This window comes from Stagnihabitans sp., assembly GCF_964946895.1.
Genome location: NZ_CBBQHX010000005.1, coordinates 179,335 through 200,740, shown reverse-complemented (window position 1 = coordinate 200,740; position 21,406 = coordinate 179,335). Strand labels below are relative to the sequence as shown.

At 64.7% G+C, this 21,406-nt stretch carries 18 protein-coding genes and 1 tRNA gene; 8 read left to right on the top strand and 11 right to left on the bottom strand.

Going from position 1 to position 21,406, the window contains the following annotated elements; translation table 11 throughout:
* Positions 1-102: 102 nt before the first annotated feature.
* Positions 103-708 carry a nucleotidyltransferase family protein gene (locus tag AC1Y2B_RS05335; protein WP_482252022.1) on the top strand — a complete coding sequence of 202 codons (606 nt, stop codon included), beginning with the start codon at positions 103-105 and terminating at the stop codon, positions 706-708.
* Here AC1Y2B_RS05335 and AC1Y2B_RS05330 read toward each other — a convergent pair.
* The 4 genes from AC1Y2B_RS05330 to ypfJ all read right to left on the bottom strand — a co-directional run bounded on the left by AC1Y2B_RS05330 (position 678) and on the right by ypfJ (position 7,772).
* Positions 678-3,902 (bottom strand): Hint domain-containing protein, encoded by a 3,225-nt coding sequence (locus tag AC1Y2B_RS05330; RefSeq protein ID WP_482252021.1) that lies wholly within the window; start codon positions 3,900-3,902, stop codon positions 678-680. The genes AC1Y2B_RS05335 and AC1Y2B_RS05330 overlap by 31 nt on opposite strands.
* Positions 3,903-4,107: 205 nt before the next feature.
* Positions 4,108-5,817, bottom strand: coding sequence for a Hint domain-containing protein (locus AC1Y2B_RS05325; RefSeq protein ID WP_482252020.1), 1,710 nt, complete (start codon positions 5,815-5,817; stop codon positions 4,108-4,110).
* 956 nt (positions 5,818-6,773) lie between these two features.
* Positions 6,774-6,857: transfer RNA gene (locus AC1Y2B_RS05320), tRNA-Leu, on the bottom strand.
* Between the two features lie 69 nt (positions 6,858-6,926).
* Positions 6,927-7,772 carry a KPN_02809 family neutral zinc metallopeptidase gene (gene ypfJ / locus AC1Y2B_RS05315; protein ID WP_482252019.1) on the bottom strand — a complete coding sequence of 282 codons (846 nt, stop codon included), beginning with the start codon at positions 7,770-7,772 and terminating at the stop codon, positions 6,927-6,929.
* A 109-nt stretch (positions 7,773-7,881) separates the two neighbouring features.
* Here ypfJ and AC1Y2B_RS05310 point away from each other — a divergent pair, with 109 nt between their 5' ends.
* Positions 7,882-8,466: a YqaA family protein gene (locus AC1Y2B_RS05310; RefSeq protein WP_482252018.1), complete on the top strand. Its 585-nt coding sequence runs from the start codon at positions 7,882-7,884 to the stop codon at positions 8,464-8,466.
* 7 nt (positions 8,467-8,473) lie between these two features.
* A complete protein-coding gene (locus tag AC1Y2B_RS05305; RefSeq protein ID WP_482252017.1) occupies positions 8,474-8,938 on the top strand; it encodes a disulfide bond formation protein B in 465 nt (154 codons plus the stop codon).
* An 83-nt stretch (positions 8,939-9,021) separates the two neighbouring features.
* On the opposite strand, the gene AC1Y2B_RS05300 is transcribed toward AC1Y2B_RS05305, so the two are convergent.
* Complete coding sequence (locus AC1Y2B_RS05300) at positions 9,022-10,206, bottom strand: deoxyguanosinetriphosphate triphosphohydrolase (RefSeq protein WP_482252016.1); 1,185 nt, start codon at positions 10,204-10,206, stop codon at positions 9,022-9,024.
* A gap of 393 nt (positions 10,207-10,599) precedes the next feature.
* On the opposite strand from AC1Y2B_RS05300, the gene AC1Y2B_RS05295 reads away from it, so the two are divergent.
* The 4 genes from AC1Y2B_RS05295 (at position 10,600) to AC1Y2B_RS05280 (ending at position 13,800) form a co-directional block, all read left to right on the top strand.
* A complete protein-coding gene (locus AC1Y2B_RS05295) occupies positions 10,600-10,926 on the top strand; it encodes a HesB/IscA family protein (RefSeq protein WP_482252041.1) in 327 nt (108 codons plus the stop codon).
* A gap of 74 nt (positions 10,927-11,000) precedes the next feature.
* The gene (locus AC1Y2B_RS05290) at positions 11,001-11,699 is read left to right on the top strand and encodes a hypothetical protein (RefSeq protein WP_482252040.1); all 699 of its coding nucleotides are present in this window, start codon (positions 11,001-11,003) and stop codon (positions 11,697-11,699) included.
* 35 nt (positions 11,700-11,734) lie between these two features.
* Positions 11,735-12,526, top strand: coding sequence for an exodeoxyribonuclease III (xth, locus tag AC1Y2B_RS05285; protein ID WP_482252015.1), 792 nt, complete (start codon positions 11,735-11,737; stop codon positions 12,524-12,526).
* Entirely contained in the window at positions 12,526-13,800 is a 1,275-nt protein-coding gene (locus AC1Y2B_RS05280) for an NAD(P)/FAD-dependent oxidoreductase (protein ID WP_482252014.1), read from the top strand. Before xth ends, AC1Y2B_RS05280 begins: the two co-directional genes overlap by 1 nt.
* Before the next feature lie 225 nt (positions 13,801-14,025).
* On the opposite strand, the gene AC1Y2B_RS05275 is transcribed toward AC1Y2B_RS05280, so the two are convergent.
* Genes AC1Y2B_RS05275 through yajC form a run of 4 tightly spaced genes read right to left on the bottom strand, consistent with a single transcriptional unit; the run spans position 14,026 to position 17,392 of the window.
* Positions 14,026-14,379 carry an Mth938-like domain-containing protein gene (locus AC1Y2B_RS05275; protein ID WP_482252039.1) on the bottom strand — a complete coding sequence of 118 codons (354 nt, stop codon included), beginning with the start codon at positions 14,377-14,379 and terminating at the stop codon, positions 14,026-14,028.
* A 1-nt stretch (position 14,380) separates the two neighbouring features.
* Complete coding sequence (gene secF, locus AC1Y2B_RS05270) at positions 14,381-15,361, bottom strand: protein translocase subunit SecF (RefSeq protein WP_482252013.1); 981 nt, start codon at positions 15,359-15,361, stop codon at positions 14,381-14,383.
* A gap of 11 nt (positions 15,362-15,372) precedes the next feature.
* Positions 15,373-17,052, bottom strand: a complete 1,680-nt coding sequence (gene secD / locus AC1Y2B_RS05265) for a protein translocase subunit SecD (RefSeq protein ID WP_482252012.1) — start codon at positions 17,050-17,052, stop codon at positions 15,373-15,375.
* 7 nt (positions 17,053-17,059) lie between these two features.
* Positions 17,060-17,392, bottom strand: a complete 333-nt coding sequence (gene yajC, locus AC1Y2B_RS05260; protein WP_482252011.1) for a preprotein translocase subunit YajC — start codon at positions 17,390-17,392, stop codon at positions 17,060-17,062.
* Between the two features lie 319 nt (positions 17,393-17,711).
* Between yajC and serS the strand changes: the two genes are divergently transcribed.
* Complete coding sequence (gene serS / locus AC1Y2B_RS05255; protein ID WP_482252010.1) at positions 17,712-19,001, top strand: serine--tRNA ligase; 1,290 nt, start codon at positions 17,712-17,714, stop codon at positions 18,999-19,001.
* 184 nt (positions 19,002-19,185) lie between these two features.
* Here serS and tdh read toward each other — a convergent pair whose 3' ends face one another.
* Both tdh and AC1Y2B_RS05245 read right to left on the bottom strand, forming a co-directional pair.
* Complete coding sequence (gene tdh / locus AC1Y2B_RS05250) at positions 19,186-20,211, bottom strand: L-threonine 3-dehydrogenase (protein WP_482252009.1); 1,026 nt, start codon at positions 20,209-20,211, stop codon at positions 19,186-19,188.
* The gene (locus AC1Y2B_RS05245; protein WP_482252008.1) at positions 20,208-21,395 is read right to left on the bottom strand and encodes a glycine C-acetyltransferase; all 1,188 of its coding nucleotides are present in this window, start codon (positions 21,393-21,395) and stop codon (positions 20,208-20,210) included. The genes tdh and AC1Y2B_RS05245 overlap by 4 nt, the downstream gene beginning before the upstream one ends.
* Positions 21,396-21,406: the final 11 nt, after the last annotated feature.

Sequence of the window (21,406 nt, the reverse complement as noted above, 5' to 3'; positions counted from 1 at the left end):
AGGCGGCGCGCGGCCCCTTGCCTGATCCGTGCCAAGACATATCCCACGGGGGTGCAGGGCATCTGAGACTCTCTGCACTTCCGCCCGCAAAGGGCGCCACCGATGTCAGACCTGACCCTCCTGATCCCCGCCGCCGGCAGCTCCCGCCGAATGCGCGGCACGGACAAGCTTCTGACCGAAATCGACGGCATCCCGCTGCTGCGCCGCACCGCGCAACGGGCTCTGGCCGCGCATGGCCAAGTTCTGATCACCCTGCGGCCTGACGACGCCGCCCGCCACAGGGCCCTCGCCGACCTGCCCCTGCAGACCCTGACAATCGCCGACGCGGCCAGCGGCCTTTCGGCATCCCTGCGGGCGGCCGCCGCCGCAACCCAGCGCGGCGGCCTCCTCATCCTGCCCGCCGATATGCCGGACCTGACCAGCGCCGACCTGCGCCAGATGATTGCAGCCGCCAGCGAACACCCCGACGCCATCCTGCGCGCCACCGCCGCAGACGGCAGCCCCGGCCATCCGGTGATCTTCCCGCCTGACCTCTTGCCCGCCTTCGCCGCCCTGACCGGAGACGAGGGCGCCCGCGCCCTCCTGCAGGCCCACAAGGCGCGCGTCCGGCTGATCGCCCTGCCCGACAGCCACGCCCTCACCGACCTTGACACGCCCGAGGCTTGGGCCGCCTGGCGTCAGACCGCCAGCAACACCCGCGCCTCATGAGCCTTCAAGGTCAGCCGCGCCGCAGGAAAGCCGGACAGTCCCGCTGACAGGTCGGGAAACAGCGCCGCAATCTCGGCCCGCTGGTCGGCGTCCATATCCGCCAGGGTCCGCTCGGCCGGTTGGAAACTTTCGGTCCAGGTGCCATCGGCCCGCACCAGTTCATGGGCATCAAACAGCAGGTGGATATAGGTCACGCCATAGGGAAACGCCTCCTCCACCCCATCCAGCCCGGTCAGATGCGTTGCCGCCACCAGAACCTCGGCCTCGCCAAACAGCATCTCGGCCCGCCCCCCCTCGACCAGCATCCGGTGCTGCGGCGAGACCATCATGTCGCGCTCCGGCAGGCCCAGACCCAGCGCCCCGGCGGCAATCCTGACCGGCCGCAGGCGCGGCTGCACGATCAGATCAGCCAGCGACAGCGCCCGCTGGCCCACCCAGCGCAGCACCTGCACCCCATGGTCCAGCGTCTGAACCCGGTCCCCCGCCACCAGATCCTGTACCGCCACCTCGCCGCGCTCGGTCAAGATCCGGGTGCCTGGGGTAAAACAGGGCAAGACCTTCTCGATATTGGAGAAATCCATCGTGCCAACCACATGGCCCTGCGCATCCAGAAACTCCACCGTGCCGCTTTGCGGGTTCAGCGGGTCGTACAGGATGTTGGTATGCGCCCAGCCCCAGGCCGACAGGTCCAGCGTGTCATGAAAGCCCGCTCCACCGTCCACCGTGTCGCCAATGCCGCCGATGAACGTGTCGTTGCCATCGCCGCCATAGACATGGTCATGGCCCGCCTCGGCGGTGAACAGCTCGTTGGACTGGTTGCCGTAGAGCGTGTCATCGCCCGCCCCGCCCGACAGCTGATCCGTGCCGCCATCGGCAAAAAGCACATCATTGCCATCGCCGCCAAACAAGGCATCGTTGCCGTCGCCACCATGCAGCACGTCATCGCCAGCCCCGCCCGACAGCGTGTCATCGCCGGTGCCACCGTCGAGATGGTCATTGCCGTCGCCACCGTCCAAGGAATCCGCCCCGGTGCCGCCATCCAGACTGTCGTTGCCCGCATCACCTGACAGCGTGTCATTCTCGGACCCGCCGGACAGCTGGTCGTCGCCGGTGCCGCCGTAAAGCTGATCCGCCCCGGCATCGCCGCTCAGACTGTCATTGCCCGCATCGCCAAAAAGCGTGTCCGCATCCGCCCCGCCGAAGATCTGATCATTGCCGTCGTCGCCATGCAGCAGGTCCGTCCCGGCATCCCCGGACAAAAGGTCATTGCCCGCCCCGCCCGACAGCGTATCTGCGTCATCGCCGCCATAAAGCTGGTCGTTGCCATCGCCGCCAGACAGCGCGTCGTTGCCTGCGCCCCCGGTCAGCGTGTCATCCCCGGCATCGCCAGACAGCGTATCGTCCCCCGCCCCGCCATCCAGCACATCGTTGCCGTCGCCACCGTACAGCAGGTCATTGCCCGCATCGCCCGACAGAGTGTCATTTCCGGCATCGCCATACAGCGTGTCGTTGCCATCCCCGCCCGACAGGCTGTCATTGCCATCCCCACCATACAGCAGGTCATTCCCCACATCGCCCGACAGAGTGTCATTCCCGGCATCGCCATACAGCGTGTCGTTGCCATCCCCGCCGGTCAGGCTGTCATTGCCATCCCCGCCATACAGCAGGTCATTGCCCGCATCGCCGGTCAAAACGTCGTTGCCCGCCAGCCCGTACAGCGTGTCATTGCCATCGCCGCCGCTGATCGTGTCCGATCCGGCATCCGCCACCGCCGAGGTCGCGGTGATCTGCACGTCATCGACCAGCGCGCCAAGGCTGTCATTGTTGCCCAACTCGGTGAAGCGCAGCGTATAGGTGCCCGCCCCGGGGAAGCTGAAGTTCAGGCTGTAATTCGCCCAGGTCGTGTTCGACCCCGGCAGCACCGTCATCGTGCCGATCACCTTCCCCGAGGAATCCAGAACGTCGACCCGGAAGCCATCCGTCCCCACCGTGCCCGCTGTCCGCACCACCGACCGGAAGGTCAGCTGCGCGGTCTGCGCCCCCGACACATCAAAGCTTTGCTGCATGACGGTGATCTGACCCGCATTCCCGTCGACCTCGGCCACATTGTTGGACGAGCCGTTGGAGAAATAGGCGTTCTCGGTGTAGTTCGTCTCAAGATCCGTGCCGCTCCACCCGGCCGAGCCTGCGGTGAAGGTGCCGTTGGTGATATAGGTCGTGCCAATCGGCGCACCGGTGCCGCCATACAGCACGTCATTGCCGCCACCGCCCGACAGGCTGTCGCCCCCGGCGCCGCCGTCGATCGTGTCATTGGTGTTGCCGCCCAGAACGGTGTCGGCGCCATCGCCGCCATAGGCCGCGTCGCCAGCGCTGGCCAGCGTGTCATTGCCCAGCGTGATGCGGTCATTGCCCGCCCCGCCATAGACGGTATCCATCCCGCCTTGGGTTGCGATCGTGTCATTGCCGTCGCCGCCATAGATCAGGTCATTGTCGGCAACCCCGGTGCCAGAGCCGATGTAGGTGTCATCCCCCGCCCCCAGATCCACCGTATCGGCGCCGCCCGCGCCGGCATTGCTACTGAACTCGTCATAGACCGTGTCGTTGCCATCGCCCGCGGTGATGCTGTCCGACCCCAACCCACCGATCAGCGTATCCGCCGCCGAACTGCCGATCAGCGTGTCATTGCCCGCCCCTGCATCGACATCGACCGACAGGGTGGCATTGGCCCCGTTGAACAGATCACTCTGCCCGGTCAGGGTGAAATCCTCGATCTGGGTGAAGCTGGCCCGGCTGGTGCCGTCAAAGACCGTGCCCGCCTCGGACCCGGTCAGCGTCACCGTGACCCCCACCGACAGCGCGCTGGCGTCGATCCGGTCGCCAAAGGTCTCGGCGGTTTCGCCGCCGGTCAGGCTGTCATTGCCAAAGGTGCCGGTCAGAATGAAGGTGTCATCGCCCGCGCCGCCGGTCACCGTGTCCAGGCCGCTGCCGCCTTCCAGCGTGTCATTGCCCGCACCACCGTCCAGAATGTCGTTGCCGGTGCCGCCGTAAAGCAGATCATTGCCATCGCCGCCATACAGGCTGTCATTGCCGCCATTGCCCAGCAGCGTATCGTCCCCCGCCAATCCCGAAATGGAATCCGAGGGATTGCCCCCCACCAGGGAATCGTTGGACGCAGAACCGCCATAGACCGGCATTTTCGAACCTCGTGACAAAGTTCGACACGAATACGAGATTAATCTTTCCGAATTGGGTCAGGTTTGCGGGCATTCTGCGGCCAAAGCCGCCCGATTGCGGCAGCTTCGCGGCCCTGCCCCATTGCGGCCACAGACCATGAAAAAAGGAGGGCCGAAGCCCTCCTTTCCCAAAGACCGGGGCTGCCCCCGATCTGCTGCATAAATCCTAACGCACCAACAGCGCCGCCTCGTGCTTCTTCAAAGTCTTGCGGGCCGAAATGTAGTTTTCCAATCCGTTTTCCGTCTTCAATTCCGGGAAAAGCTCGAAAATTTCCGAACGTTGCGCATTGCCCATCCCCTTCAGCGTCATATCGCCAGGCTGGAAGCTTTCGGTCCAGGCCCCGTTCGACAGCACAACCTCGTGACGGTCGCACATGAAGTGGATGTAGCTGACCCCAGCCGAGTCCACCGAATGCACCCCCTTTGAGGAGATCAGATGCTTGGCCGCGACCAGCACTTCATGCTCGTCGAAATACAGCGCCGTGCGGTCATTGGCGACCAGCATGCGGTGGTTGGGCGACACCATCATGTCACGCTCTGGCAGGCCATTGCCCAGCGAACCCTGGCGCACCAGAACCGGCCGCAGATGCGGCGCGGCACTCAACTCGGCCCAGGTCATGTCGCGGCGACCCATCCAGCGGATTTCCTGCATGCCGTTGTCGCGGGTGATGATCCGGTCGCCCAGCCGCAGGCTTTCCACCGGCACTTCACCGCGCGGCGTCGCGATCAGCGTGCCGGGGGTAAAGCAGGGGATCACACATTCGATGTTCTGGAAGGTCATCGTCCCGGTGACATGATGATCGGTCGGGTCAAGGAACTCGACCGTGCCGTTCTCATGGTTGTTCGGGTCGTAGATGATGTGCAACGGGCCCGCGCCGGTCAGATCCAGCGTGTCGTGGTCAAAGCCACCTTCGCCGCCATCCACCACATCGCCGGCGGTGCCGCCGCTGAAATGGTCGGCGTCATCGCCGCCCGACAAATGGTCCGCGCCCGCGCCGCCGTCAATCGAGTCATTGCCGGTGCCGCCATCGACGGTGTCATTGCCCGCATCGCCATGCAGATCGTCATTGCCGGCATCGCCAGAGACATGGTCATCGCCCGCGCCGCCATAAACGTGGTCCTGATCGGCACCGCCAAACAGCACATCATTGCCGCCCAGACCCGAAATGGTGTCGTTGCCGCCATTGCCGTAGAATTCGTTGGTGAAGGTATCGCCCGGGCCGGTGCCCTGCTGATCAAACCCGGTCAGGCTGTCGGCGAAATTCGAGCCGTAGACCCCGTCGATCCCGCTGCCGATCTGGTCGCCGTTGGCATCGCCGCCATGGATCTCGAAGGTGCTGAGGTTGACGGTCACGCCCGCGCCGGAATGGGTGTAGTCCAGATTGTCCTGACCCGTGCCACCATAGAAGGTGTCCGACCCCGCCCCGCCCACAAACCTGTCATCGCCCGCACCGCCAACCGACAGGTTGCAGCCGTCGCCGCCGACGATGGTGTCATTGCCCGCGTCGCCATATTGCGTGTCGTTGCCGTGGCCGCCGTCCAGACTGTCATTGCCGTCGCCGCCATAGACAAGGTCATTGCCCTCGCCCGCCAGAACCGTGTCATTGCCGCCATAGGCATAGACAAGGTCATCATTGGCATGCGCCCCGGCCAGGATCTGGTCGTTGTGGTCGATCATGTCGCCTTGCGGGTCGCCGGTGTAATGGGTGTCGATCAGATCATTGCCCGCCGTCCCCTGCACGATGCCGTCCAGCTCGGGATGGCACTGGTGGCCGTGATCGTCATACCAGCAGCCGTCGCTGTGCTGAGTGACACAATCCGGCTGGACCGTGCAGTGATTGCCATGGGTGTCGATGTAAAAATAGGCTTGGCTCATGACTGGTCCCCTCATTACCGCGTTGCGTGGATGGACGGGACGCGCATCAGACCCGGCACGACGCGCAAGCCGCAGACCAGCGCCGCACCGCTTGCGGCCATCGGGGTCCCTTGCATCGCGTCACACGTCATCATCCGCTCCGTCGCCACCCCCGAAGGACGATCCCCCGGTTCCGATGAACGAAAGCGACAGCCTTGCAGCCCGCCGCTTCCCCTCTCCTGACTGATGCCGGCCTCCAGGTGCGGACGCAGGCATCGACGGCCTTTTCAAGCCGAGCCAGACGCCGGACTGCCTGTGATCGTTGCGATACGAGACGTATGAGCTCTCGGTTCAGCCCCAGCGATCACGTCGCCGCGGCAGATTGGAAGCAGATCCCAAATGAACGACCGAGCCTTAACCCTTATCCCGCACCATGCTGTGCAACACCACTTACAGACCGCCCCCACGGCCTTTGTCCTCTTGAACAGGACCCCTTCTGAATACCTATCGTTAAGGGTTACGAAAAGTAAAAAAATGGCAGAACCTACTCTTAGGTGCACATCTCCTACACATTTGGAGAGTGCCTCGCCCTCGAATTCACCCGCCCAAAGCCCTTCTGTTTCGGCAATGGAAACCGTGGCCCCGCAAAATCCGCAGAATTTGGCCGATTTCAGCCCGGTTCCACCGCCAAGACCTGCCGCATGTCGTGCAACTGGAAACAATCGGGGGCATTAAGCACGATCCAAAGTTTCGCCGCATTGTCGCCCAATTCCCGGTCCGGGCGTTTCCCGCTCCGCACCAATTTCGACGAATTTGCACAACCTTTGACAGAAATCCGATCTCTTTCGTTCACCTTGCCCGAATCACTCGCCGACCGAAAGGCGCCAAATCACGATACCGCCGCAGTTGCACCGCAGTCTGTTCACGCAAAGTTCAGGGGGATTTGCCGCCGCGATCATCACATCTGTGAGATCGTCTGGTGCGGGCGGTCGGACTCGAACCGACACACCTTGCGATAGCAGATTTTGAGTCTGCCGCGTCTACCATTCCGCCACGCCCGCACTGACCGGGGGTTTAAATCCCCTGCGCCGCGGCGTCAACGCCCCGACGGGGGGGCAAGTCCGCAAAACTTACGGGTTTTTCACGGAAAATGTGTCGCAGGCGCTGATCTGGCCTGTATTGAGCCCGATCTGGAACCACTTCGCCCGCTGGGCCGAGGTGCCGTGGGTGAAACTGTCGGGCCGCGGCGTCTGTCCCGCGCCGCGTTGCAAGGTGTCATCGCCGATCTTGCGCGCGGCATTGATCGCCTCTTCGAAATCGCCGGGGTCGATCGAGCCGAACTGCGTCTTGGCATCGCGGCCCCAGATCCCGGCAAAACAATCGGCCTGCAGCTCGATCCGGACAGAGATGGCGTTGCCTTGCGCCGCCGACACCTTGGCGCGCAGCGCATTGGCCTTGCCCAAAATGCCCAACTCGTCCTGCACATGATGGCCCACCTCATGCGCCACCACATAGGCATTGGCGAAATCGCCCTTCGCCCCAAGGTCGCGGCTCAGCGTGTTGAAGAAATCGGTGTCCAGATAGACCTTCTGGTCGCCCGGGCAATAAAACGGCCCCGTCGCCCCCGAGGCATCCCCGCAGGGCGAGTCCGTCACCCCGGCATAAAGCACCAGCGTCACCGGATGATACGGCTGGCCGACCTGCTCTTGAAACACCTTGGCCCAGACGTCTTCGGTATCGCCCAGCGTCACCGCGACAAATTCGCTGGCCGCAGGATCGGCCTGCCGGGTCGGGCCGCTGCCCTGCAGGGCCCCGCCGTTCAGCAAGGGGGTCAGGTCGATGCCGAAGAACCAGCCCACCACCACCACCGCCAGCACCCCAACCGAGCCGATGCCCAGCCCGCGTCCGCCGCCGCCGCCGCCCTGCCCCTGACGGTCCTCGATATTGCCGCTTTGCCGCCGCCCACGCCACTCCATCCCCACCTCCACCCTGACCCGGCCACCCTAGAGCGCACAGCCCGCACCGCTCAAGCCTTGACCTTGTCGCACAAAGCCGCCAAAGCCCCGCTAACCTTGGGGGCTGCCCATGTTCGAACGTCTGACCCAACGCCTTCTGGCCGAAGCCCGCTCGCCCCGGGCCGAGGCCGCGCTTGCCATCGTGGCCTTCGTCGAAAGTTCGGTCTTTCCCCTGCCGGCCGAGGTGATCTTCCTGCCCATGTGCCTGACCCGGCCAGAGCGGGCGATGCGCTACGCCGCCATCGCCGCCGTGGCCTCGGTCCTGGGGGGCATCTTCGGCTGGATGATCGGCCATTTCCTGTTCGATGTCATCGCCGCCCCGATCCTGAACTTCTGGCACTCCATGCCCGCGTTCGAGGCGCTCAAGGCCCAAACCGGCACCGGCACCATTCTCCTCCTCCTGATCACCTCCGGCGCGGCCCACCTGCCGCCGATGAAGGTGGTGACGATCCTCGCCGGGGCGATCGGCTTCAACCTGCCGCTGTTCATCCTCGCCGCCGTGGTGGCGCGCGGCGTCAAGTTCTTCCTGCTCGGCTGGGCGCTGCAACGCTGGGGCGAACCTATCGCAGAGTTGATCCAGAAGCGCCTTGCCACCGCAGCCCTGATCGTGCTGGCTCTGGGCATCGTGCTATGGCTGGCAAAATCCTTTATCTGAGGTCCAAATGTCGCGAACCCTTCTGATCCTCCTCGCCGCGGGCGGCTCTGCCGCGGCCCTGGCCGCGGCCTATGCCTTCCAGTACATCGGCGGATTGCAGCCCTGCCACCTCTGCTGGATGCAGCGCTACCCCCACTTCGCCGCCGTGGGGTTGGGCCTCCTGGCCCTCCTGATCCCCAAAACCATCCTCGCCCGCCTGCTCCCCCTTTGCGGGGCCGCCGCCGCCTTCACCTCCGCCGCCTACGGGTTCTACCACACCGGGGTAGAGCGTCGCTGGTGGCTCTCCACCTGCGGCTCCAGCATGGACCTCAAGCAATCGGCCAAAGACCTCACCGCCCAAATCTTCGCAGCCCCGGTGGTGAAATGCGACCAGGTGGCCTGGCAGATGTTCGGCCTGTCGATGGCCTCCTGGAACATGCTCCTGTCGCTGGCTCTGGTGGCCTTCTGGCTGGCGGCGCTCAAGAAGTCCTGACCCACCCGAACCGCCTGACACCGGCGCGTCTCATTCATCGGTTCCCAAATATCCCGGGGGGCGCGGGGGGCTGGCCCCCCGCTCTACAGCGGCGAGACAAAGCTTCCACCCAACAACCGCTCCCCCTCCTGAAGCGCAAAGCGGTCCGTCATCCCCGCCACATAATCACACACCACCCGCGCCAGTTCTGCATCCCCCCGCGCCACCGCCACATCCGCCTGCCACTCCGCCGGCAACAGCCCCGGATCGGCCAGAAACAGCGGGAACAGCCCATCCACCACCTGCGTCACCCGCGCCCGCTCCTTCATGACCGAGGGGGCCCGGTACATCCGCGTGAACAGAAACGACCGGATCGCCTTCAACTCCTGATACAGGGGCTTGGAGAAGCGGATCACCGTCGTCCCCAGGTGCCGGATCTCCTCGACAGACTTCGGCTGCGCCGCGGACAGCCGGTTCTGCGCCACCGCAATCACATCCTCCACCATCCGCCCAAACACCCGCCGCAGCGCCTCATGCCTACGGCGCATCTTGTCCAGGCCCGGATACAGCCGGTCCACCTCCTCAAAGGCAGGCCCGGTCACCGGCAATTCCATCAGATCAGCCTCGGAAAACAGCCCCGACCGCAACCCATCATGCAAATCATGGTGGCTATAGGCCACATCATCGGCAATCGCCGCCACCTGCGCCTCCGCACTGGCGTGGGTGTCCAGTTCCAGATCCCAAGCCGCATTCACCTCCGCCAAAGCGTAAGGCAAAGGCCCCGCATGCTTTTCTTCGGCATTGGGCCCGCGCACCGGCCCATTGTGCTTGGCAATCCCCTCCAAGGTCTCCCATGTCAGGTTGAGCCCGTCGAAATCCGCATAATGCCGCTCCAGCCGCGTCACGATCCGCAAGGCCTGCGCATTGTGGTCAAAGCCGCCATAGGGCGCCATCAACCGCTCCATCGCATCCTCGCCGGTATGGCCAAACGGCGTGTGGCCCAGATCATGCGCCAGCGCCACCGCCTCCGCCAGATCCGTGTTCAACCCCAACACACCCGAGATCGTCCGAGCCACCTGCGCCACCTCGATCGTATGGGTCAGCCGCGTGCGGTAATAATCGCCCTCATGCTCGACAAAGACCTGCGTCTTGTGCTTCAGCCGCCGAAAGGCGCTGGAATGGATGATCCGGTCGCGGTCCCGCTGAAACGGAGAGCGAAACGACGACAGCTTCTCGTCATGCAACCGCCCACGCGATTGATCCGGATGGCAGGCAAAAGGCGCAAGCATGTGACCTCACGACGGAATTTCCCCCGTTATACCGCGCCAGACGCCCAGTGCCAGCCCCATGCGCAGCCCCCCCTCCGCCCAGTCTTCCCCCCAGCGCGACCTTTCAAGCAGGTCCAGAATCTTCTGCCCCACTTTGGCACCCCAATCTCCACCCGGTGCGGTCCTTGCCCACCCCCCCCAAAGGCCCGCCGCCCGACACCCGATTTGCGCCTTCCCCAAATACTCCCGCCGGAGGCACCCGATTTTTCGTCGAAAAATCGTCCTCTGCCTCCCCCGGATTTTTCGGAGAAAAATCGTGCCCCGTCACGCGCCCCGTCACGTGCCCCGTCACGCGCCTTGAACAACGCCCGCCACAGGCCTATCTTGATGCTTCAAGGAGATCACAGCATGACCCTGACCCTGCCGCCCCGTGTCACCGACCGCGCCTTCGCCCGTCTGGCCGAAATCGCCCACCTGACCGGCCAGCCCAAAGCCCTGCGCGTCGCGGTCGAAGGCGGCGGCTGCTCGGGATTTCAATACGACATCAAGCTCGATGACCCCGCCGCCGATGACCTGATCCTCGAAAAGGACGGCCAGCGTGTCCTCGTGGATCAAGTCTCGCTGCCCTACCTGTCCAACGCCACCATCGACTTCACCGCCGAACTGATCGGCGCGCGGTTCGTCATTGAAAACCCCAATGCCGTCTCGTCTTGCGGCTGCGGCACCTCCTTTTCCCTCTGAAGCCTCGCCTTCGCGTTCAGACGCGCTAGCTTCGGACCTCAATTCCGGAGGATATACCTGTGACCATTACCCTCATGCTCGGCTCGGCGCCCAATGCCGTGGCGGCCCGCGACTGGTCCCGGGCGCCGTTCGACCGGATCGTCACCATCAACAACGCTTGGCGCATCCGTCCCGATTGGGACGATCTGTGCTGCCCGTGGGATTTCCCCGAAGACCGCCGCCCAACACCGGCCCCCCACCAGCGCCTGATCCTGCAAGAGGATTTCGTTCCCACCCAGAACCTCTACGGCGGCTTTGTCTATGCCGGCGGCACCATGGCCTTCACCACCGCCTACTGGATGCTCGCCGCCCTGAAACCAAGCGTAATCGCGGTCCTCGGCTGCGACATGCACTACCCCGCCACCGGCAACACGCATTTCTACGGCACCGGCACCCCCGACCCGCTGCGCCCCGACATCACCCTGCGCTCACTGGAGGCGAAATCCGCCCGCCTGATGATCCTCGCGGCCCAACAAGGCTGCGCCATGGTCAACCTCTCCACCGGCCCCTCGCGCCTCGTCTTCCCCCGCGCCACGCCTGACACCCTGCCCCAGACCCAACCCGCCGCCTTCAACGAAACGCTCGCGGCCCAAGCCATGGCAAAGGAAGAAGCCCTCAACTACCACGTCCCCTCCGGCCGATACTGGGAAGAAGCCCACCGCTTCGACGTGGCCGCGATCGACGCGCTCGATGCGCTCTGGCTCGCCGCCGCACAGGTGACAGCCCCCGCCTGACGCGCTAACAAGGGCGGGATCAGGAGCCCGCCCATATGAAAATCGCCACCTACAACATCAACGGCATCAAAGCCCGGACCGAGGCTCTGCTGGATTGGCTGCGCGAAGCCCAGCCCGATGTCGCCTGCCTGCAGGAAATCAAATCCGTGGACGAGGCCTTCCCGCGCGAGCCCTTCGAATCCCTCGGCTACCAGGTCGAAACCCACGGCATGAAGGGCTTTCACGGCGTCGCCATCCTCTCCAAACTGCCGCTCGAAGACATCACCCGCCGCCTGCCCGGCCAAAACCCCGATGGCGAAGCCGATGAGCAAACCCGCTGGATCGAGGCCACCGTGATGGGCAAACGCCCCGTCCGCGTCTGCGCCCTCTACCTGCCCAACGGCAACCCGGCCCCCGGCCCGAAATACGACTACAAACTCCACTGGCTCGACCGCATGCTGTCGCGCACCCGCGACCTCCTCGCGCTGGAAGAACCCCTTGTCCTGTGCGGCGACTACAACGTCATCCCGCAGGCCGAAGATGCCGCCACCCCCAAGGACTGGCTGGCCGACGCGCTTTACCTGCCGCAAACCCGCGCGGCCTATCAGCGCCTCCTCAACCTCGGCCTGACCGACGCCATCCGCGCCCGCCACCCGGCCCCGGGCCTCTACACCTTCTGGGATTTCCAGCGCGGCGCGTGGGAGCGCAACAACGGCATCCGCATCGACCACCTTCTCCTGTCGCCGCAAGCCGCCGATCTTCTGCAAGAGTCCGGCATCGACAAAGCCGTGCGCGGGCGCGACAAGCCCTCCGACCACGTGCCAACCTGGATCGAGCTTGACGCCTGATGTACCCGCAGACCTTCTACGCCCAGACCCGCACCGACCTCACCACCCGGCCCCCCTTGCAAGGCAATCATGACACCGACACCGTCCTGATCGGCGGCGGCCTTGCAGGCCTGACCACCGCACTGGAACTCGCGCGTGAGGGCGTCAAGGTCACCGTGCTTGAATCCCAATCCATCGGCTTCGGCGCATCAGGCCGCAACGGCGGCATCGTCTCCCCCGCCTTCGCCTGCGGTAGCGAGGCGATTGCGGCCCGCGTCGGCCCCGACCGCGCCCGCGCCCTGCACCGCCTGACCATCGAAGGCGTCCAGCGCCTGCGCGCCCACATCCAGACCCTGGACATCACCGAGGCCGATCCGATCCCCGGCCTCCTGAACCTGCGCCGCTTCGATGCCGTGCAAGACCTGCATGCCTATGCCGCAGAGTTCCAGCGCGACTACGGCTATGGCTTCACCTACCTATCGCGCGATGCCATCCAGTCCCGCCTGTCGACCACCCGCTACCGGCACGGTCTGGCCGACGATCAGGCCTTCCACATCCACCCGCTGAACTACCTGCGCGGCCTCGCGCGCGAGGTGGAACGCCTCGGCGGCACGATCTACGAACAGACCCCGGCCACCGGCGTCGACCTTGGCCCGCAAAAGCGCATCCGCACGCCCGAAGGTCATGTCACCGCCCAACGGGCCATCTTCGCCACCGGCGGCTACACCGGCCCGCTGATCCCGCGCCTCAAGCGCGCCGTCCTGCCCATCGCCACCTACATGATGCTGACCGAACCCGCGCCCGACCTGCTGGCGCAGACCATCAAGACCCGCGCCGCCGTCCTCGACGACCGCCGCGCCTCCGACTACTACCGCCTGGTCGAGGGCGGCCGGCGTCTCCTCTGGGGGGGCCGCATCACCACCCGCGCCGCCTCCGCGCAAGGTGTCGCGCAAGAGCTGCGCAAGGCCATGCTGAACGTCTACCCCCAGCTGGCCCCCCTCAAGACCGAGCTGGCCTGGTCCGGCCTCATGGCCTATGCCCGCCACCTGATGCCGCAAATCGGGCTCCTGCAGCCCGGGGTCTGGCACATCACCGCCTTCGGCGGCCACGGCCTCAACACCACCGCCATGGCCGGCAAGGTTCTGGCCGAAGCCATCCTGCAGCAATCCGACCGCCTCAAGATGTTTGCACCCTGGGGGCTTGACCACGCCGGCGGGCCCCTTGGCCTCGCGGCAGCCCAACTGACCTATTGGTATCTGCAAGCCCAGGACCACTGGCGCGAACGCCACGCCTAAGCCGCCCCTGCCGCTTCACTTGTGCAGAAATATCCTCGGGATGGTCTGGAAGGGCAGACAGCCCTTCCAGCACGGGAGGGGCGGAGGGGCTGGCCCCTCCGCGCCCGCGCCGAGGGCTCCCGTGGGAGCCTGAGACGCGGGCCACCCTGCGAACTGCCCCCCGACACTCAACCGCCCCCCGACACCGCTCGGCTCCCCTGACACCGCTCGGCCAGACGACACCGATCAGACCGGCGTCAGACACACGGCGATGCGCCGCCCTTCGCCCAACAGCACGTTATAGGTCCGCGCCGCCGCGGGCGAGTTCATCACCTCGACCCCGATCCCCACCTCGTCAAAGGCGCGGCGGAACTCCAACGGGATATGGGCGATCTCCGCGCCGGTCCCCACGATCAGCACGTCGATCTTGCCCTGCAGCGTCAAGGGAACCTCCCAGTCCCCCAGGCCGCCCCAGGGTCCGGCATCCCAAGGCGTCACCAGACAGGCCCCGCGCAGCACATGCTTGCCCACCCGGAAAAAGCCCGGCCCATAGCCTTCGATGGCCAGGGCCGAACCATAGCTGATCTCGGTCAACCGGATGTCAGGCATCGATATTGGCGAACTCGTGGTCCGCACCCTTGCCGGTGGCTTTCGGCTTGTCGGTCCGGTCCAGCCCCAGGAACAGCACAAGGTTCTTGGCGACATAGACCGAGGAATAGGTGCCCAGAATGATCCCGATGAAGATGGCGAAGCTGAAGCCGCGGATCACGTCGCCGCCCAGCACCAGCATCGACCCCACCGCGATCAGCGTGGTCAACGAGGTGGCCAGCGTCCGGCTCAGGGTCTCGTTCACCGACAGGTTCATCACATCCTTCAGCGGCATGGTCTTGTACTTGATCAGGTTCTCCCGCAGCCGGTCAAACACCACGACCGTGTCGTTGATCGAATAGCCCAGGATGGTCAGCAGTGCCGCCACGATGGTCAGATCGAACTTGATCTGGAACAGCGCAAAGACCCCCACCGTGATGAATACGTCATGCAGCAGCGCCAGCACGCCGCCCAGCGCGAACTGCCATTCGAACCGCAGCCAGATATAGGCCATGATCCCGAACGAGGTGAAGGCCAGCGCCTTGATCGACGACCAGACCAGCTCGCTCGACACCTTCGGCCCGACGGTTTCCTCCGAGATGAACTTGATGTTGGGGTCCACCGCCGTCAGCGCGGCCTTGACCTTGGCCATGCCATCAGCGTCGATCTGATCGGCCCCCTTGGGGGCCGACAGCCGGATCGCCGCCACATGCTGATCGGCCCGGAACGAGGGGTCGAAGACCTCGTTGATCGCCACATCGCCCAGCTTCAGCCCCTCCAGGGTCGAGCGGTACAGCGCCGTGTCGATCACCGTCGTCGAATCGGTGCGCAGCGTGGTGCCGCCCTTGAAGTCGATGCCGAAGTTCAGCCCCATGACGCCCCACAGGACGAACGAGGCCACCATCAGGAACATCGACCCGCCAAAGGTCAGCCACTGATGCTTGAAGAAGTCGAAGGTCGTGTGTTCCGGTGCCAGTCGCAAACGCCATGCCATGATGGTTCTCCTCACACGATCAGGGTCTTGGGCTTGCGCCAGTTGAACCACAATTGGATGATCAGCCGCGTCACATACAGCGCCGCGAAGACCGAGGTGATGATGCCGATCCCCAATGCCACGGCAAAGCCGCGCACCGGACCGGCGCCAAAGAAGTACAGCACGATCGCCGTGATCAACGTGGTGACGTTGGCATCGACAATCGCCGACATCGCCCGCTCATAGCCCAGCTCGATCGCCCGCGCCGGCGTCTTGGCGTGGCGCAATTCCTCGCGGATGCGTTCGAACACCAGCACGTTGGCATCGACCGCCGTCCCGATGGTCAGCACCAGGCCGGCGATCCCCGGCAGCGTCAGCGTGCCGCCAATCATCGACAGAACGCCGAAGATGATCCCCATGCTCAAGACCAGCACCACATCGGCGATGAAGCCGAACAGACCATAGCTGGCCAACATGAAGGCGCCCACCAGCACCATGCCGACCACAGCCGCCACCTTGCCCGCGTCAATCGAATCCTGCCCCAGTTCCGGACCCACGGTGCGCTCTTCCAGGAAGGACATCGTCGCAGGCAAGGCCCCCGCCCGCAACAGCACCGCCAGATTGGTCGAGGCTTCCACCGTGAAGTTGCCCGTGATGATGCCGGACCCGCCGGTGATGGCGGTCTGGATGGTCGGGGCGGAAATCACCTGATTGTCCAGCACGATGGCAAAGGGCTCGCCGACATGCGCACCGGTATAGACGCCAAACTTGCGCGCCCCGGTGGTGTTGAACCGGAAGCTGACGGCAGGCCGCCCGTTCTGGTCAAAGCTGGGCTGCGCATCCACCAGATCGTCGCCCGTCACAACCGGCGCTTCTTCCACCACCAGAAACTCGCCCGGCCGGTCGGCCGAAGGCAGCAGCAGATTGCCCAGGCCCGGCGCCGCGGTCTTGTCGGTCGTCGTGCTGACCACGGTGTTGAAGGTCAGCTTCGCCGTGGTGCCGATGATCTTCTTCAGTTCCTCGGCCGAGCCTACGCCGGGCACCTCGATCAGGATCCGGTCGGCCCCCTGCCGCTGGATCGACGGTTCGCGCGTGCCCGCCGCGTCAACCCGGCGACGGATGATTTCAAGGCTTTGCTGCATGGTCCGGTTGTCGGTCGCAGCCTTCTCGGCATCCGACAGCGTCACCACGATGTCCTGACCATTGGCCACGACATTCATGTCCTTCTGCCCCGCCCCGGTCAGGCTGACCACGTTCGAGGTCAGGCTCTGCACCTTGGCCAGTGCTGCCGCCATGCCATCGGGATTGGTGACCGTGATCGTCAGCGTGCCATCGGGCGACGGCTTGCGCTTGACCGGCCCGGTCGCATCGCGCACGTCCTTCAGGGCGTCGCGCGCCTCAGGCCAGAAGGCGTCCATCCGCTGCTTGTACACATCGGTCAACTGGACCTCTGCCAACAGATGCGCCCCGCCGCGCAGGTCAAGGCCCAGATTGACGAGGGAGGACGGGGCCCAGGACGGCCACTGATCCGCCGCCGCCTGCTGCTCCGGCGTCGCCGCCTGCCCCAGCTTTTCCGCCTTGGCAATCGCCGTCAGCGCGTCGTTATGGGTTTCAACCCGGGTGTAAAACAGGTTCGGCGCCGCCATCACCAGACCGACGACCACGACGGCCCAGATCAGCACGCGCTTCCAAAGAGGGGTTTCCAGCTGCATGTCGGTCTCAGGACGCCGCGGGTTCGGTCTTGGACATCACTTGCGTGATCGTATGCTTGGCGATCTTGACCTTGACGCCCTCGGCAATCTCGACCTCCAGCACGCCATCGTCGCCCACCTTGGTGACCTTGCCGATGATGCCACCGCCGGTCAGCACCTGATCGCCCCGGCGCACGGCCTCGACCATCGCCTTCAGGTCTTTCATCTTCTTCTGCTGCGGCCGCAGCACCAGCATGTACATGATCCCGAAAATCACGACCAGCGGCAGGAAGGAAGCAATGCTGGAGCCGGCAGCCCCCATCGGCGCAGCGGTGTCAGCAAAAGCGGCAGTCACGAACATCGGTCGTCCTTTCGGTCAAGGTCATACGTCCGGGACGGCGCCAGCCACCCGGAAATTTTGCCGCACCCTATAGCCTCGGGGGGGCAGGTGCAAGGCAGGCCCAAGACGGGCAAAGGACCCCGCCTGCCCCCCGCAGATGTCGCCTTGACCCGCGCTTTTCAAGGTGAAGACCCTGCAAAGCCACCGAACGCACTGTAGCTACAAAAACCCTACGCAAACCCTGCGGGCAAACGACAGCAAAATGACGCGGCATTCTTGGCTTTTCCAACACCGCAGGATCGGGCATATGGGGCGCATATGCCACTAGAAGGTAGCCATCATGCACGACATCCGCGCCATCCGTGAAAACCCCGCCGCCTTCGACGCGGCCCTCTCGCGCCGTGGACTGTCGGGCCTGTCCTCTCAGGTGCTGGCGCTGGATGAAGACCGCCGGGCCAAGATCCTCGCCGCCGAAACCGCCACCGCCGACCAAAACCGCGCCTCCAAAGAGGTTGGCGCCGCCAAGGCCCGTGGCGATGACGCCGAATTCGACCGCCTGCGCGCCCTGGTGACAGAGAAAAAGGCCGAAATTCAACGCCTTACCGAAGAAGCCGCCGCCGAGGATGCCGCCCTGCGCAACCTCCTGCTGACCATCCCCAACCTGCCGCTCGACGAAGTGCCAACCGGCCGCGACGAGGCGGACAATGTCGAGATCCACCGCTGGGGCAACCCCAAGAACTTCGACTTCACGCCAAAGGAACACTTCGATATCAAGGGCATAGCGCCCAACATGGATTTCGCCACCGCGGCCAAACTGTCGGGCAGCCGCTTTGTCGTGCTCAAAGGTGCCGTGACCCGCGTCCACCGCGCCCTGGCGCAACTGATGCTCGACACCCACGTCGAAGCACACGGCCTTGTGGAAACCTGGACCCCGGTTCTGGTCAAGGAAGAGGCGATGTACGGCACCAACCAGTTGCCGAAATTCGCCGAGGACAGCTATCAGACCACCAATGGCTGGTGGCTGATCCCCACCTCGGAAGTCACCCTGACCAACTCGGTCGCGGGCGATATTCTTGAGGTAAATCAACTGCCTATCCGGATGACCGCCCATACCCAATGCTTCCGGAGCGAGGCCGGAAGCTCGGGCAAGGACACCACCGGCATGCTGCGCCAGCACCAGTTCGAGAAGGTCGAGATGGTGACGATCTGCAGCCCCGAAACCGCGCTGGCCGAACACGACCGCATGACGAAATGCGCCGAAGCGATCCTGGAAAAACTGGGCCTGCCCTACCGCACCATCGTGCTGTGCACCGGTGACATGGGCTTTGGCGCGCAAAAGACCCACGACCTGGAAGTCTGGCTGCCCGGCCAGAACAAATACCGTGAAATCAGCTCGGTCAGCACCTGCGGCACCTTCCAGGCCCGCCGCATGAACGCCCGCTGCCGCAGCGCCGGCGGCAAGCCCGAGTTCGTGGCCACCCTGAACGGCTCCGGCCTCGCCGTCGGCCGCTGCCTGATCGCGGTGCTGGAAAACGGCCAGCAGGCCGACGGCTCGGTCGACCTGCCGGTCGCACTGCACCCCTACCTCGGCGGCAAGACCCGCATCGCCGCCGACGGTGCCCTGACCTAAGAAGGGGGGCCGTCTGCCCCCCTCGCCTTCGGCTTCACCCCCCGAGAGTATTTCCAAAGGAGCAATGGAAAGAAGCACTTGCGGCTTGCTTCTTCCCAAATACTCCCCGCGGAGCGCAGCGTCCGAGCCGGTTGGCCGCAGGCCAGAGGCGAGACAAAAGGCTTGCGCGAAGCGCTCGATTTGTTCAGGTCCAGTCCAGCACGACCTTGCCGGACAGTCCCGAGCGCATCACCTCGAACCCCTGCACGAAGTCCGCCGCCTTGAAGCGGTGGGTGATCACCTTGCGAACGTCCAACCCGTTTTCCAGCATGGCGATCATCTTGTACCAGGTCTCGAAGATCTCCCGCCCGTAAACGCCCTTGATGGTGATCGCCTTGAACACGATCCGGCTCCAGTCGACCGGCGATTTCCCCGGCGGAATCCCCAGCATGGCGATCTTGCCGCCCATGACCAGGCTGTCGATCATCTGATCCAACGCCTGCTGATTTCCAGACATTTCCATCCCGATATCAAAGCCTTGCGCCATCTTGAGCCGGCCTTGCACCGCGCGCAGGTCTTCCTTGGCCACATTCACCGGCGTCACATCCGCGACCTGCGCCGCAAGCTCCAGCCGCGCCGGATTGACGTCCGTGATCACCACATGCCGTGCCCCGACATGGCGTGCCACCGCCGCCGCCATGATGCCGATCGGCCCGGCCCCTGTGATCAGGACATCCTCGCCCACCAGATCGAAGGACAACGCCGTATGCACCGCATTGCCCAAAGGGTCGAGGATCGCGCCGATGTCATCATCAATCGCATCCGGCAAGGGCACCACGTTGAAGGCCGGCAGCCGCAGATATTCCGCAAAGGCCCCCGGTTCATTGACGCCAATCCCTCGCGTCGCAGGGTCAAGGTGGAAGCGTCCGGCCCGGCTCTGGCGGCTCAGCTTGCCGATCAGATGCCCCTCGCCCGAGCAGCGTTGCCCGATCTCAAGCCCTTGAACCAACGCGCCTTTCTCAACAATCTCACCCGCGAACTCATGCCCCGTCACCAGCCCGACCGGCACCGTCTTCGCAGCCCATTCGTCCCAGTTCCAGATGTGAATGTCGGTGCCGCAGATGCCGGTTTTCTTGACCCGGATCAGCACATCCTCCGGCCCGATGTCGGGCACCGGGCGCTCTTCCGCCCAAAGCCCCACCTCTGCCGCAGCCTTGACCAAAGCCTTCATGACAGCACCCCCACCTCACGCCCCGCATCCGCAAAGGCCTCCAGCCCGAAATCGAGATCGTCCCGCGTCAGCGCCGCATTCATCTGCGTCCTGATCCGCGCCAGCCCGCGCGGCACCACCGGAAAGAAGAAAGCCGAGACCATCACACCCCGCGCATCCAAAGCCCGCGCAAAAGCCTGCGCCAGTGGCGCCTCGCCTATCATCACCGGCACGATCGGATGACTGCCGGGCAGCAAACGGAAGCCCAAGGCGTCCAGCCCTGCGCGCCAATACGCTGCATTCTCAACCAGTTGCGCGCGCAGATCGTCGGCAGCTTCGACAATATCCAAAGCCGCCAGCGCCGCCCCCACCACCACCGGCGGCAGGGCGTTGGAGAACAGATAGGGCCGTGCCCTCTGCCGCAGCAGGTCAATCACCGGCTGCGGCCCTGCGATATACCCCCCCAAAGCCCCCCCCAACGCCTTGCCGAGTGTCCCGGTCAGAATGTCCACCTGCACCCCTGCCCGCGCTGGAGTGCCCCGGCCCTGCGGACCGACAAACCCCGTCGCATGGCAGTCATCAACCATGACCAAAGCGCCATAGGCCGTGGCCAGACGGCTGACTTCGCCCAGATTGGCAAAGGTGCCGTCCATCGAGAAAACCCCGTCCGTCACCACCAGAACAAACCGCGCGCCCCCGTCGCGCGCCGCCTGCAACTGCCGCTCCAGGTCCGCCATGTCATTGTTCTGAAAGCGAAACCGCCGGGCCTTGCACAGCCGGATCCCGTCAATGATGCTGGCATGGTTCAGACTGTCCGAGACCACCGCATCCGCCTCGCCCAGCAAGGGTTCGAACACCGCGCCATTGGCATCAAAGCAGGCGGCGAACAGAATCGAATCCTCCATCCGCAGAAACTCTGCCAACCGCTGCTCCAACTGCCGGTGCAAACCTTGCGTCCCGCAAATGAACCGAACCGAAGCCATGCCGTAGCCGTGGCTGTCCAGTGCCGCCTTGGCCGCAGAAATTAGTCGAGGATCGTCCGATAACCCCATGTAATTGTTTGCACAAAGGTTGAGCATCTCTCGCCCGCCCACCAAAATCCGCGCCCCCTGCGCGCCGTCTATCAGCCGTTCGCGCTTCATCAGGCCCTCGGCCTCGATCCCCGCGAGGGTCTGTTTCAGGTGGTCCAGAAAAATGTCTGACATGGCGGAATTTC

Excerpts from the sequence above, each read along its gene's own strand:
- AC1Y2B_RS05335 (WP_482252022.1), top strand. The coding sequence starts at position 103 with ATGTCAGACCTGACCCTCCTGATCCCCGCCGCCGGCAGCTCCCGCCGA.
- AC1Y2B_RS05330 (WP_482252021.1), bottom strand. The coding sequence starts at position 3,902 with ATGCCGGTCTATGGCGGTTCTGCGTCCAACGATTCCCTGGTGGGGGGC.
- AC1Y2B_RS05325 (WP_482252020.1), bottom strand. The coding sequence starts at position 5,817 with ATGAGCCAAGCCTATTTTTACATCGACACCCATGGCAATCACTGCACG.
- ypfJ (WP_482252019.1), bottom strand. The coding sequence starts at position 7,772 with ATGGAGTGGCGTGGGCGGCGGCAAAGCGGCAATATCGAGGACCGTCAG.
- AC1Y2B_RS05310 (WP_482252018.1), top strand. The coding sequence starts at position 7,882 with ATGTTCGAACGTCTGACCCAACGCCTTCTGGCCGAAGCCCGCTCGCCC.
- AC1Y2B_RS05305 (WP_482252017.1), top strand. The coding sequence starts at position 8,474 with ATGTCGCGAACCCTTCTGATCCTCCTCGCCGCGGGCGGCTCTGCCGCG.
- AC1Y2B_RS05300 (WP_482252016.1), bottom strand. The coding sequence starts at position 10,206 with ATGCTTGCGCCTTTTGCCTGCCATCCGGATCAATCGCGTGGGCGGTTG.
- AC1Y2B_RS05290 (WP_482252040.1), top strand. The coding sequence starts at position 11,001 with ATGCTCGGCTCGGCGCCCAATGCCGTGGCGGCCCGCGACTGGTCCCGG.
- xth (WP_482252015.1), top strand. The coding sequence starts at position 11,735 with ATGAAAATCGCCACCTACAACATCAACGGCATCAAAGCCCGGACCGAG.
- AC1Y2B_RS05280 (WP_482252014.1), top strand. The coding sequence starts at position 12,526 with ATGTACCCGCAGACCTTCTACGCCCAGACCCGCACCGACCTCACCACC.
- secF (WP_482252013.1), bottom strand. The coding sequence starts at position 15,361 with ATGGCATGGCGTTTGCGACTGGCACCGGAACACACGACCTTCGACTTC.
- secD (WP_482252012.1), bottom strand. The coding sequence starts at position 17,052 with ATGCAGCTGGAAACCCCTCTTTGGAAGCGCGTGCTGATCTGGGCCGTC.
- yajC (WP_482252011.1), bottom strand. The coding sequence starts at position 17,392 with ATGTTCGTGACTGCCGCTTTTGCTGACACCGCTGCGCCGATGGGGGCT.
- serS (WP_482252010.1), top strand. The coding sequence starts at position 17,712 with ATGCACGACATCCGCGCCATCCGTGAAAACCCCGCCGCCTTCGACGCG.
- tdh (WP_482252009.1), bottom strand. The coding sequence starts at position 20,211 with ATGAAGGCTTTGGTCAAGGCTGCGGCAGAGGTGGGGCTTTGGGCGGAA.
- AC1Y2B_RS05245 (WP_482252008.1), bottom strand. The coding sequence starts at position 21,395 with ATGTCAGACATTTTTCTGGACCACCTGAAACAGACCCTCGCGGGGATC.